This window comes from Flexilinea flocculi, assembly GCF_001192795.1.
Classification (GTDB): Bacteria; Chloroflexota; Anaerolineae; order Anaerolineales; family Anaerolineaceae; genus Flexilinea; species Flexilinea flocculi.
The window spans coordinates 1,510,204-1,523,803 of record NZ_DF968181.1; the positions used below are offsets into that span (position 1 = coordinate 1,510,204).

11 protein-coding genes and 1 pseudogene are annotated in these 13,600 nt (G+C 41.9%); 2 read left to right on the plus strand and 10 right to left on the minus strand.

All coding sequences use genetic code 11. The annotated features are described in order from the left end of the window. Nucleotides 1–9 precede the first annotated feature (9 nt). The gene (gene hisD, locus ATC1_RS11190) at nt 10–1,341 is read right to left on the minus strand and encodes a histidinol dehydrogenase (protein WP_062281993.1); all 1,332 of its coding nucleotides are present in this window, start codon (nt 1,339–1,341) and stop codon (nt 10–12) included. A 400-nt stretch (nt 1,342–1,741) separates the two neighbouring features. Between hisD and deoD the strand changes: the two genes are divergently transcribed. After that, nucleotides 1,742–2,461 carry a purine-nucleoside phosphorylase gene (gene deoD / locus ATC1_RS11195; protein ID WP_062281996.1) on the plus strand — a complete coding sequence of 240 codons (720 nt, stop codon included), beginning with the start codon at nt 1,742–1,744 and terminating at the stop codon, nt 2,459–2,461. A 216-nt stretch (nt 2,462–2,677) separates the two neighbouring features. Further along, nucleotides 2,678–3,445: pseudogene (locus ATC1_RS11200) on the plus strand (ABC transporter permease); the annotation flags it as partial. A gap of 65 nt (nt 3,446–3,510) precedes the next feature. Here the strand turns inward: ATC1_RS11200 and ATC1_RS11205 are convergent. The 9 genes from ATC1_RS11205 to ATC1_RS11245 form a co-directional block, all read right to left on the minus strand. Next, nucleotides 3,511–4,587: a M42 family metallopeptidase gene (locus tag ATC1_RS11205; protein ID WP_062281998.1), complete on the minus strand. Its 1,077-nt coding sequence runs from the start codon at nt 4,585–4,587 to the stop codon at nt 3,511–3,513. 291 nt (nt 4,588–4,878) lie between these two features. Then, nucleotides 4,879–5,763 carry a homocysteine S-methyltransferase family protein gene (locus tag ATC1_RS11210; RefSeq protein ID WP_062282001.1) on the minus strand — a complete coding sequence of 295 codons (885 nt, stop codon included), beginning with the start codon at nt 5,761–5,763 and terminating at the stop codon, nt 4,879–4,881. 100 nt (nt 5,764–5,863) lie between these two features. Further along, nucleotides 5,864–6,499: a corrinoid protein gene (locus ATC1_RS11215; RefSeq protein WP_062282004.1), complete on the minus strand. Its 636-nt coding sequence runs from the start codon at nt 6,497–6,499 to the stop codon at nt 5,864–5,866. A gap of 4 nt (nt 6,500–6,503) precedes the next feature. After that, nucleotides 6,504–7,640, minus strand: coding sequence for a uroporphyrinogen decarboxylase family protein (locus ATC1_RS11220; RefSeq protein ID WP_201777280.1), 1,137 nt, complete (start codon nt 7,638–7,640; stop codon nt 6,504–6,506). A gap of 48 nt (nt 7,641–7,688) precedes the next feature. Further along, nucleotides 7,689–8,972 (minus strand): diphosphate--fructose-6-phosphate 1-phosphotransferase, encoded by a 1,284-nt coding sequence (locus tag ATC1_RS11225; protein ID WP_062282007.1) that lies wholly within the window; start codon nt 8,970–8,972, stop codon nt 7,689–7,691. A 9-nt stretch (nt 8,973–8,981) separates the two neighbouring features. Then, a complete protein-coding gene (gene gndA, locus ATC1_RS11230; protein WP_062282010.1) occupies nt 8,982–10,394 on the minus strand; it encodes an NADP-dependent phosphogluconate dehydrogenase in 1,413 nt (470 codons plus the stop codon). 14 nt (nt 10,395–10,408) lie between these two features. Beyond that, on the minus strand, nt 10,409–11,353 hold the full coding sequence (locus ATC1_RS11235) for an HAD family hydrolase (RefSeq protein WP_062282014.1): 945 nt from the start codon (nt 11,351–11,353) through the stop codon (nt 10,409–10,411). A 26-nt stretch (nt 11,354–11,379) separates the two neighbouring features. Beyond that, nucleotides 11,380–12,198 (minus strand): SDR family oxidoreductase, encoded by an 819-nt coding sequence (locus ATC1_RS11240; RefSeq protein WP_062282017.1) that lies wholly within the window; start codon nt 12,196–12,198, stop codon nt 11,380–11,382. 55 nt (nt 12,199–12,253) lie between these two features. Beyond that, nucleotides 12,254–13,525 (minus strand): lactate racemase domain-containing protein, encoded by a 1,272-nt coding sequence (locus ATC1_RS11245; RefSeq protein ID WP_062282021.1) that lies wholly within the window; start codon nt 13,523–13,525, stop codon nt 12,254–12,256. Nucleotides 13,526–13,600: the final 75 nt, after the last annotated feature.

A 13,600-nucleotide genomic window follows, 5' to 3' on the forward strand; every position in this document is an offset into this window, starting at 1 on the left:
CTTTATTCATTAGACTGATCGTAGTTTTGCAGCCAATGCATGGGAATCTAATCCTTCAGCACGGGCAATGATTTCTGCTTGTGAACCAAGGTAAGACGCAGTCGTCTGATTTAAACCAACCAGGCTGATAATCTTAATAAAATCCGTCACATTTAATGGCGAAGAAAAACGTGCTGATCCGCTGGTAGGCATTACATGACTCGGCCCTGCTATGTAATCACCCATGACTTCACAGGAGTATTCGCCGATAAATATGCCACCGGTATTTGTTATATGATCAATCCAGTTCCAGGCATCCTTGACGGCAAGGTTCAAATGTTCGGGAGCGTAGGCATTCGACAGCGTGATTGCCTCTGCAATATCTTTTGTAATAACTGCGCCACCGCGATTTTTGAGAGATTGTCTAATGATTTCTGCTCTTTTTAATTTGATGTCTGATAAAAACTGATCAATCTCTGCGCATACATTATTCGCAAGTGTTTCCGAAGGAGTGATCAGAATAGCGGTTGCCATAAGATCATGTTCTGCTTGAGCGAGTAGATCAGCAGCAATCCATTTGGGATTTGCAGTTTCATCTGCGATTACGATGGTTTCAGTAGGACCGGCAAGCCCATCAATTCCAACTTGTCCAAATACTTGCTGCTTTGCCAGGGTTACAAATAAATTCCCGGGTCCGACAATCTTATCCACTGGTGTTATGCTTTCACTGCCATAGGCCATAATTGCGATCGCTTGTGCGCCTCCCGCGATGTAAATTTCATCAACACCTGCAATCGCAGCAGCAGCAAGAATCGCAGGATCGATCGCATCGCTGCCATATCGCGGCGGAGTTGTGATGACAATCTCTTTGACTCCTGCGACAATGGCTGGAATGACTGACATTAATATCGTGGAAGGGAGCGGCGCGGTTCCTCCGGGTACATAAAATCCAACCCGATGAATCGGACGAACAAGTTGTCCCAATGTTCCACCCATCGATTGATCCATCCAGGAAAATACAGGTTGTTTCTGATGAAATTGTCGTATTCGGACTGCCGCATCTTCCAGTGCCGATCGAATTGCCGGATCGATTTCATTTAAAGAAGCTTTAATTTTAGAATCTGAGACTCTTGGCTGAGGAATATCAGCGTTGTCGATGCGTTTTGTCCAGGATCGTAACGCATTGTCGCCATGGATACGAATGTCTTCTAAAATGCGGCGAACCGCTTCGGAAGGTTGGATTCGCTCGCCGAATGTTTTTTCCAAATTATCGAAAATTTTTTCTGGTATAACCGTTTTTTCCAAAGAAGTTCGATTCAGTATGGTTCTTTTTGCAGTTGTTACATCCAGGATTGAAAGCATAATTTGCTCCAGAAAATTTACTTGATGGGATCCATTTATTAATCGAATCAAGACGACTATTGAAAACACAATTTCAATTCAATCCGCAAATAGGATCCATAATTTCAAGTTTTCAAGATATCCGATTCTGATACAAAATGAATGATGAAAGGAATTCTAAGAGGCAATATTTTTTCTGTCAATGGTAATTTAGTAATTTATTACGATAAAGTGATACATTGGTTAAGGTCGGACGATCCAATCCATAGAGACAAATTATTGTTGCGTTTTTCTTAAATACCACGAAAAAACAACATAACAGCAATCATGGATTCTCCCTTTATTTTGAATTAATGTTGACTTACGCCAAAAGAATTTGTGGTCTGATATAATTTTGTGAATAGTGAAAGGATATGAAACAATGAATCCTGCAAGTATTACCCCACATATTGGCTGCAGCCCTGAAGATTTTGCAAAAACCGTATTAATGCCGGGAGATCCGCTGAGAGCGAAACTGATTGCCGAGAATTATCTGACTGACGCTGAACTTGTTAATAATATTCGTGGTATACAAGGATATACAGGATATTATCAGGGAAAAAGGATTTCTGTGATGGCCAGCGGAATGGGTATGCCATCAATCGGTATTTATTCTTATGAATTGTATAATATGTTCCATGTGGAAAGTATCATTCGGATCGGATCAGCCGGAGCGATTCACCCTGATCTGCAATTATATGATATCGTGATCGCTCAGGGCGCTTGTACGGACTCAAATTACTTTCAGAATTTTAAAATTCGCGGATCTTATGCTCCGATTGCAGATTTTGAATTGCTCAGCAAAGCGGTTGAAACATGCAAAAGTCGCGGATTGAGATATAAACTTGGCAATATTCTTTCTTCCGATGTTTTTTACAATGAAGGTGGTGTACAAGAAACCCTGCAATGGCGGAAATTCGGTGTTCTGGCTGTGGAGATGGAAGCGGCGGCGTTGTATATGAATGCTGCCCGTGCTGGAAAAAAAGCGCTTGCGATTTGCACAATCTCTGATTTGATGGAGAATGGAGCGGTTACAACTGCAGCGGAGCGTCAGAATGCTTTCAATGCAATGATGGAAGTTGCATTAACCATTGCAGAGTAGGTTCGTAATTTAATCGTATCAATCATTTATTTTCTTCGACAGATTATTATTTAACGATCGCTCTAAATAAAACTAAAAATTTAATTATTAGTTTTATTTTTTTGTGTAGAAATAAATATATAAATGGTCTGATCATTTTTTATTTCGTAAAAAAAGATGACTATTAATTTTTTTTAATTTCAATTACGAATAATGAGTCAATCGGACAATCACTATTTAAGCGGAATTGATCTTTCGGTCGGTTCGATCATCGCGCTGACCGGATGTGTAGGCGCTGCAATTGTATCGCGGCATGGCCTTCCGATTGCTGCAGCGATCTTAGGCGGCTTACTGGTTGGGTTACTGTTTGGTATTTTCAATGGTTTTGTCATTTCAAAAACGACAATTCCGCCTTTTATTGTTACATTGGCTACGATGAATATTGCTAAAGGTTTAGCCTATGTCTATACAGGCGGAGCACCTGTCCGTGTTGTCACGAAAGAATGGCAGTTTTTGGGAGCTGGTTATATTGGACCATTCCCCACACCAGTCATCATTCTTATTGGCGTTTTAATTCTGACCGGAATTATTATGAATAAGACGCAAATAGGGCGTCATATCTATGCGGTTGGCGGCAATGCCCAGGCAGCCCAATTTTCTGGTATTAATGTACAAAAAGTTAAGTTCTTTGTTCATGCATATTCCGGTTTACTTGCAGGACTGGCTGGAATGGTTTTGGCGTCCCGAATGTATTCCGGACAGCCAACTGCAGGGGACGGTGCGGAAATGGACGCAATTGCAGCCGTAGTGGTCGGTGGAACATCCATGGCAGGCGGATCCGGTAAAATAGGCGGAACGATCATCGGCGGTCTAATTATTGGCGTTTTAAATAACGGTCTGAATTTGCTAAACGTGAATTCATTTTGGCAATATGTTGTGAAAGGCGTTGTCATCTTGTTAGCCGTTTATATCGATTTCCTGCGAAATACAAAATCAAAACGTTAATCTGGGGAAAAAAAGAACGCTGTGGAATAATCTCCACAGCGTTCTTTTTTTCGAAAAAACGTAATTTAGAAGCTGGTGATTTGTTCTCGATTTAATTTCCTGCAAATTTCAACACCCAATTTGACTGTATTTACATAATCTGAATAGGATGCTAAGCCATAGTGTGTATGAATATATCTGACTGGGATGCCAATAACGATTGCAGGGATTCCCAAATTTGCTAAATGAATGGGCGCTCCATCTGTGGCTCCTCCGGTACGTACCGATTCTTGAATTGGAATATCAAGCGATTTTGCGAGATTTAATGCAAATCGTTGGTATCTTGGATTAGTAATCATACATGCATCGATATGACGAAGCATCGGACCATGCTTCATCGCTGTTTGAACCAAATAGGGCTCGACAACGGTATCATCTGCTGGACAGCCTTCAAAAACAATTGCGATATCCGGTTTAATTCGATTGACCGAAACAGAAGCACCACGCATTCCGATTTCTTCCTGTGATGACAATGTCCCCACGATATCCATTCCTAATTCAATTCCATCTAACTCGCGTAAAATATTGATGATTGCAGCGCAGCCGAGACGACAATCAAACCCTTTCCCGAACATTACGTCATGGCTTGAATCGTATTCAAAGGACACATCGGGAACGATTGGAGCGCCGATTTGAATCTTATAATCATGCAGCGCTTCTTCTTTTGTCGATGCTCCGATATCGATGGACAATTGTTCGATCGAAAGTTTTTGACAATCGCCGGATTCTGAAGAAAAATGAGGAGGTTTTGAAGTAACGATTCCCGGAATATAGACACCGTCTGCATTTTGTACTCTGACTTTATGTGCCGGGATATTGTTTACAATCCAGTTTCCGAGTGAAATAAATCTTAAGGTTCCGTCTGGTTTGATTGCATGAACCATAAAACCGACTTCGTCGCTGTGAGCGTCCAATTGAATAACCGGTTTTCCTTGATGGTGCTCTTTTCGAAAAATATACAGATTCCGTAAACTGTCCTCTGAAAAAGATGAGCCAACTGGGGCAAATTTACGGGCTATCTGTAGTACTTCATCTTCGAACCCTGAGACGCCATTTGCATTGGAAAATTCTTCGATTATTGAAAGGTCAATTTGATTTGGCATTTTTTCTCCCGTACGAAAAATTAAAATTGAATTACTTCCATTTTAACGCTTTACTTATTTTTCGACAGGAATTCGAAATATGAAAAAAATACAATGTTGTTCTTTCTTTTATCAAACAGTCAATCGATATTTCAAACTGAAAGTGATTTGAACTATGAGAAAATCGAGGGCAAAAATATACGAATAAAAATTTGTTGTTACGTACTCTTTACGCTTCGCAGAAAAAGTACGCAACAACAAATAATGCTTTCTATCAATTAAATCTTGGAAAGAACAAAAAGAAATTTATAATCAGGCGGTTTTTATTCTCGATGCGATTGCATGGATATGGGCTGCGGTCGATCCGCAGCAGCAGCCGATGAACTGAGCGCCTATCGCTAACCAGTCAGGAACTCTGGATGCAATTTCTTCTGGAGTAACATGATAATGCGTTTTCCCGTCAGAACCGATTTCCGGTTTTCCTGCATTTGGTTTGAACCACAGCGGCAATGTCGTCGCGTCACGCATCATTTTTAGACATTCTGTATTTTCATCTAACCCTTTACCACAATTTATTCCGATCACATCAGCGCCAAGGTCAGTGAATGTCTGAGCGACAGTGCTCGGTTTGGCTCCCATCATTGTGCGTGTGCCTCGATCAAAGCTAAATGATACGACTAAAGGTAAATCGGAAACAGAGCGGATTCCTTTTAATGCTTCTGTTCCTTCTTCAATGGAATAGAAGGTTTCAAGAACCAAAAGATCAACGCCGGCTTCTGTTAAGTATTTGGCTTGTTCAGCGAAGCTGGTATAAAAATCATTTGGTTCTAAAGGTCCATAAGGTGCCATCAGTTTCCCGATTGGTCCTAAACTGCCTGCAATGGAAATGTTTTTTCCTTTTGCTGCTTCTTTTACAAGATCGACAGCTTTATAGTTGATTTCTTTTGTCCGCTGTGCAAATGGAGTATCGGAAAGGTGAATTGGATTTGCGCAAAAGGTCATTGTCAACAAAATATCAGAACCTGCTTCGGCAAAATCCGAATGAATTTTCAGAGGAATTTCTGGTTTTTCAAGAACCCACTCTTCATTCAGTTTTCCGGCTGGAAGACCGTTCAATTGCATATTAGTGCCGAGAGCGCCATCCAGAATAAATATTTTGCCGTTTTTTATATCGTCTATCAGAGGTTTTCCAGCCATACTTTCTCCATTTAGCGAAAATACTACTTTCTATTAATTTAGAGGCAATATGAATAATCTACAAAAATCATTGATTCTTTTTTATTCTTCAAAAATATTGTCAGGCGATGAGTGATTTGGCTAATGCTACGGCTCGGTTTGCATCCGGTGAATATCCATCTGCATGAATCTCTTTTGCATATTGATCCGAGAGCGGAGCTCCACCAACCATTACCTTTACTTTATCACGTAGTCCGGCAGTCTCCAATGCTTCAATTGTTGCTTTCATGCTTGGCATCGTCGTGGTTAACAATGCCGAAAGGGCAACAATCTGAGCGCCATTCTCTTTCACGGCTTCCACAAATTTCTCAGGTGAAACATCAGCTCCTAAGTCAACGACTTCGAATGCAGCTCCTTCAAGCATCATTCCGACTAAATTTTTCCCAATATCGTGCAGGTCACCCTGGACTGTTCCAATAATCACTTTTCCGGCTGATTTTACATCCGCCTGAATTAATCGCGGTTTCAGAATTTCCATTCCAGAAGCCATTGCACGTGCTGCGACAAGCATTTCTGGAACAAAGAACTCCCCATCTTCAAATAGTTGTCCAACCTCGGACATCCCTTTAATCATCGCTTCATTCAGAATGGTTTCTGGATCAATTCCAGCGTCCAAAGCTGCCTGGACTTTTCCGGGTACAACTTTCTGTAAACCGTCAATTACGGCTTCTTTAATTTCATTAAGTAGATCTGCCATGTGATTATTCCTTCTCTAAAAAAGCTGATTCATTATCATTATTTTTGATTTTATCATAATACTCTTTTACAGCTCCGAAGAACGCGTCAATGTTTTCCCAACTTGAAAGCGGAGGGATATCGCACCCGGATGAAATGACAAAATTTGGATGATGAGAGCATTTTTCAAGTGTTTCAAGCGTTGCTTTTCGAACAGACTGCGGTGTGCCGCCTTTAATTTCTTTTGCCGGATCAATATTTCCCATCACGATGATGTGTTCGGGAATTTTTTGAAGCATTACAGACATATCGATACTATTACCAAAATGAAACGCGGCAGCTCCTGTGAAAAGAATCGAATCGATCATCTGAATCGTGTTGTTTCCACAATTATGATAAATAACCAGGAAATTATCATCCTGTATTTCGTCAACGATTTTTTTTACATACGGGGATGAAAATTTTCTCGCCAGAACCGGTGACAAGATACCAGTCAGCGGTTCTGCCATGATTATTCCATTTGCACCTGATTTTTTATACGCCTTCGCATAGTTTATTAAAAATTCGGTAGATTTCTCCATTACTGCATGGACTAATTCCGGATCATCATAACAATGGACCATAATCTCAGTTACATTCAATAATCGTCCAGAAAGCGAAAATGGACCGATCATACCGGCAAAAACAGGACGATCCTGAATCATCTTTTTGGCTTTTGTCACTGCATCAATGTAAATCCCGGTTCGACCTGTTCCGATTTCAGGAATACTTAATCGTTCTGCACTCTGCATATCTGTAACGATACTGCCTGTCACAGTCGGAACTTCGTAATCTGACTTGCGAATTTCAGAACCGAAACATTCCGCCTCTACGGAAAGATCCATTAAGCTGAGGGATGCTGCGGAATCAACACGATCTGCAATCATCTTCATGGCTTTTGCTTGAAGATCACTGTCATTGATCAAATCCAAAACGGTGATCCCCATTAACTGGATTGCGGGAAAGGATAAAACCGGCATTGCTTTTTTCACCGATGAGTTGTGTAAATCCTCAAGCCATTTCATCATATGCTGCATCAATTTTTCACCTCCGATAAAGTAATTCGAAGAATCGACCGGTTTTCGAATACCGGAAGGAATTTCGTTGTAAATTTGTAATGGCAAATTTACAACGAATAATCCGATTGATTTCGAAATTTTGTCTCTGTTTTGTTATCGTAATCCCTGTGGAATGTAACTGGGCAGAATCTGGGGAACAAAAATCGGTTCAATCCTTGCGTACCGCTGGATTCCATTTACCAGAGGAATGGCAGGCCAGTTTTCTCCGATTAAGGGTCTGGCATAATTGATAAAGTCATCTGTCACATCGAATCGATTTGGAGAAATCCATGATTCAGGGAAAAAGCGTTCTGAATTTGCGACAACTTCCAGCGGTACTTTATCATACCGGACGCTATAAATCGGCCCAGCATTTCTGAGAATGGTGCTCATATATCCCGATTCGCCCCTTGATGCGATCAAGGCAGCCTCTTGTCCCAATTTGTAGGCTTCCTCTATATCAACTGTCGAAGCGTAGATCATGTTGCGTCGCTGATCGGTTCCAGGCGTATCGCCGCGTGCCAGACCCTTGGCCTTCAGACCATGTTCGTTGAGATAGTTAACAACTGCCTGGGTTACGGAAATTTGACTTGCACCGAAAGCTATATGCCCGAAATTATCCTTTCTGGCGCCAATATCTCCTACATCAAAACCTTCTGAAACAACGACGATACAACGTTTGCTTTTTCGAAGTTCGTCATTCACATTATCCGCTAATTCCGGAAGTGTTACTTTAGATTCCGTCATATAAATTTGAAGCGGCATTTCACGTTTTGGATCAGCAAGTCTGGCAGCCGCAGGAATAAATCCGATTTTTCGCCCCATTGCCTGTAAAACTAAAACCGGGTCAGCAGGATAGGATCCTTCATTTTCCTCATTGGCGTTTTGAACGTTGAGCGCCCAGTATCGTGCTACGCTCCCATAACCGGGTGTATGGTCGATAATCTTAAATTCACTATCACCTACGTCATTATCAATAGTTTTCGGTCCGCCCACTCCAATCAGGTCCAATCCTTTTTCTACAGCCAGTTTTGCAACTTTATTTGCTGTATCCATCGAATCGTTGCCGCCAATATAGAAGAAATACCCGATGTTATGGGCTTTAAATACATCAATAACCCGGTTAAAATCTTCAAGTTGACTCGAGCGTAATTTATAACGGCAGGTTCCAATTCCGCCGGCGGCAGGTGTGAAGCTGAGATATTGGATCTCTTCTTCTTTTTGCGCACTTAAATTGATCAATTCCTCTTTAAGAACACCTTCAATCCCATGGAAACCCGCGTAAATATCACCAAAAATGTCTGGCATACTGTGGCAGAAATCGAATATTCCCCGCAGTGTACTGTTGATGACCGGACTAGGCCCCCCCGATTGAGCGACGATCACGTTCTTTTTCATGATTCACTCCTAACCTTCCCAAATTGTGTGAAAACTTCCTTCCTTATCAATTCGTCGATACGTATGCGCGCCAAAGAAATCACGCTGTGCCTGCGTTAAGTTAGCAGGAAGGACTTCGCTTCGGTAACTGTCATAGTATGATAATGCTGAAGAGGTGGCTAACATGGGAATACCCAGATCAACGGAAGTTTTAACGATAAATCTCCAATCCGCCTGTCGGGATTCAATCGCCTGATGGAAGAAATCGTCTAACATCAAGTTTTGTAATTCAGGATTGGCATCATATGCTCGCGTAATATCGTTTAGAAAATCAGCACGGATGATGCAGCCGGCTCTCCAAATTTTTGCAATTTCTCCCAAATTCAGCGCATAGCCATATTCTTTGCTGGCTATTTTTAATAATCCCAATCCTTGCGCATAGGACGCTATTTTTGCACAATAAAGTGAATTTTCAGCAGCTTGAATCAGTTTCTCTTTGTCACCCGTATATTTTGGATCGGGTCCGGTAAGAATTCGGCTGGCATGGACGCGTTCTTCTTTCAATGAAGATAAAATCCGGCATTCAACGCCGCTGTTCAGAGTCGGTGTTGGCGCTCCAATATCCAGAGCATTTTGAGCTGTCCATTTACCGGTTCCCTTTTGCTGCGCCTCATCTAAAATGATATCTACCATCGGTTTTCCGGTTTCCGGATCATATTTCGTGAGAATTTGTTCTGTAATTTCGATCAGATACGATTTCAGAACTCCGTTATTCCATTTCGTAAAAATCTGGCGCAGTTCATCTTGCTGTAGATTGAGTCCTCTATGAAGTAAATCATATGTTTCTGCGATCAATTGCATATCGCCATATTCGATGCCATTATGTACCATTTTGACATAATGACCGCTGCCACGCGGTCCGATATATTCGACACAAGGTTCGCCATCTATATATTTTGCTGCAATCGATTTTAGAATCGGACGAAGCGCTTCCCAGCACTCTTTCTGTCCGCCAGGCATGATACTGGGCCCCCAAAGAGCGCCTTCTTCACCTCCACTGACTCCCATCCCGAAGAAATTCAGACCGCTTTTTGACAGATATTCGCTTCTTCTTTCTGTATCCTGAAAGAAGGAATTTCCGGCATCTATCAAAATATCGCCTTTTTCCAGAAATGGTTTAACAAGTTCAATTGTTTCATCAACCGCGCTGCCGGCTTTTACCATCAATATAATTCTGCGAGGTTTTTCGAGCATGGCGATCAATTCTTCAACCGATTCAGCTCCAAAAACCTGTTTACCTGAGGCATCCCCTTTTACGAATTCTTTTGTTTTTTCCAACGTCCGATTATAGACAGCAATTGGAAAACCATTTCGTTCGATATTCAATGCCAGGTTGGAACCCATGACACCCAGACCGATCAGACCAATTTTTGCTTTTGACATTATCTTATCTCCTCTCATCTATCCAATCGAAATGAATGCTGGCTTCCGGTTTCGTCATGGTGTTTGAGATTCCATGGCGGCACTTCTGGAAGCAGTTTTTCAAACTCATCGATTAACATTGTCTCATAGGAACCACTGAAAGTTCCGTCCAGGAATTTCTTATATCCTTCGGAGTAGAATCGCTCCCAGGATTCTTCTTCATGTCCGGGGTTGATCGGGAAGAAAAGGGCATTAACTGCGCGGGCAGCTTTGAGATCTCCGGGAGCATCTCCCATCATCAAAACGTGATCCGGAGCATACTTTCCAAAGGCGCCATGCCGAAGGATATCCTCTTTTGTCCCAATTTCCTGACCGCAAATCATGCGGACCAGGTGATCGATACCGCCTGAACGCCATTCCCTCTCCAATGCTTCGGATGGAGTCGCTGAAACGCAAAATACATCCGCATCATTCTGGAGTGCTTCCATGCTTTCTTTCGAAAATGGGAACGGCATCAATCCATGGACAATATTTTTGATCGTTTCATTGACCGACGTAGTCCATTCCCAGGCCTGATCCAACTCACGACTGCTGTGAGTTTCCATATATTTTAATAATCCGGAATCACTCGTTGGCAATCCACTGGATATAAATGCACGTATGTCATTGCCTAATGGGATTTGCGCTTTCCGTCGTAATACTTCCGGGCGATCTTTAAGGAGTTCAAAAACTTTTATTAATGCCGGCCAACGATTGATTCCGCGCCATTTCGAGTAAAGGTTTACAAACTCTACGGCTTCTCTTGCGTATTTTGAAATTGGCTGCAACTCCCATACTCGAATTGTATTCGGGCAAAAACATTCTTTCTGTTTAATTTCCATCGCATCGTATACGCAGCCATCGGAATCAATTCCGACAAAAAAGTCATGTTGGGGCTTCAGCGATAATAATTTTTTCGTCAGTTCTGAGTCTTCACTCATGATTATGTCCTCTGAATAATATTTTTTTATACGCCGGAAAATGAGGAGAATCCGCCGTCAACCGGTATCACAACGCCAGTTATGAATTCAGAAGCGGGTGAAATCAGGAATAACGTTGCTCCCATCAGTTCTTCAAATTCACCAAATCGGTTCATCGGTGTCAGGTTGATGATGGATTTTCCTCGTTCTGTTAACTCGCCAGTCTCTTTATCAATCAACAGATCACGATTTTGATTGCCGATAAAAAAACCGGGAGCAATTGCATTCACACGAATTTTTGGAGAGACATTCTTTGCCATGTCAACCGCCAACCATTGCGTGAAATTATTGATGCCGGCCTTGGCTGCACTGTAGGCTGGAATTCTGGTTAATGGGCGAAATGCATTCATACTGGAGATATTCAAGATGCAGCCTTCACCGGTTTTTGCCATGATTTTTCCAAAGACCTGGCTTGGGAGCATCGCACCCAGACAATTCAAATTGAATACCCATTGAATGGCATCAGCTGGAAGATCAAAAAAAGAAACCTGCGAATTGGTTGTTGCTTGAGGTTTATTCCCGCCGGCACCATTGATCAATACATCAACGCGATCCCATTGCTGCATGACGATCTCTGCTGCTGTCTCAATGCTGTCTTTTTCCAACACATTGCATGCAACGCCAATCGCTTGCCCCCCCTTAGCCGTAATTTCATCGGCAATTTTCTGGGCAAAATCTTGCCGCAGATCCAGAACTGCTACTTTTGCTCCGGCTTCTCCAAACGTTCGGCACATCGTACCGCAGATTGCTCCGGCTCCACCTGTTACAACAATTACTTTATCTTTAATACAAAAATCAGGTATCATAATTTCTCCTTGTCAGACAATTTGATCGAAATAGGAAACAAATAAATCGAATCGATTATTGTCGTATTTTATAAAGTGTTTCTCCTGCGTGGGGAACGTAGAGAATCCCTTCATTTTCCATATTTTTATAAGAATCTGGATTAATTTCCTCCGGATTGATATAGCCTAATCCGAGCATTTCGCATCGTTCTTTTGGAATACGCGTAGCCAAAGTGACTCGAATCCGTTTCTTTTCTGTCCCATTTTCGAAGGTTCCTAATCCTGTCAGGTGTGTAGAATGAGCCAAAACACCCCATGGCTCGTCTTTAAATTTTTCCCATTGGTTGACAAAATAGTCCCTGCAATGGTATCCAATTTTGTCCAATATTTTCCCATGGGTATAACTGATCTCATCGATATGCGGAGCGTAAATAATAAGCTCGCCATCGTCTTCAACGACTGCTTCCAATTTATACATTCCTTTGGCTGCAGTCCAAATGTCATCATACAGAAGCGGCATTTCGGAAAAAACCGTGTGAAATGCTTTGGATTTATATTCAACATGGACTTCTGCAGATAAATCTGCTGCTTTTTTCCAGGTTTCAAATGGATCGCCGGCAAACAATCCATAGATTCCTTCTGATTTGACAACAGGGCAGCAATATAACCGAGGGACTGGGATCCATGCAGCGGCTCTTTCTAAAAGGCCCCGCTGCGGTGTGTCGCGGACACCGATCGTTTTCATACAGGTATTCATGGCACCGATCCAATGGGTTGTATTTGTAAATTCAGGGCCACTGATCCCTGGAAAGAAGTACTTTGTTCCGCCGGAAAATCCCATGACTTCATGTGGGAAAACAGGACCGCAGACGATTAAGACGTCATAATCAAGAATAATTTTGTTGATTTGTACCGTTACATCTTTTTGAATTGTTCCAAAAGTCAAGCGGCTGATTTCTTCAGCATCAAATTTACCCAAATCAATAAATGTCTCTTTTTGATCCCAAGCATGATTAAAAAACCGGATATCTTGATAAGTACTGTTCATTTCTTCAAGCGAAATGTCGAAATGACGGCAAATTGCTTCCCTGCTCATGGGGAGATGGGTTCCAAGAGCGATGATAAAGTCCATTTTTGCTGCTTTTCCGCGCAGAAGTTTGACAAAATATTGAAAGAAAATGGGGAGAGGCATTGTACGCGTACTATCGGGAATAATCACCAGAATCCGCTTGCCGGAAAGATTATTTGCGGTAAAAACCCCATTCAGAATGTCAAAGACTTCCTGATTTGTGAGGAGTGCATCTGAATCAGGACTTCCATAACCAAAAACAGCCTTCGATAGTTCCATTATTAACCTTTGCTTTATTCCTTCTCATCCAACTCACATTCAATATCCGACATGTCATTTCGAATTGAATGAGTA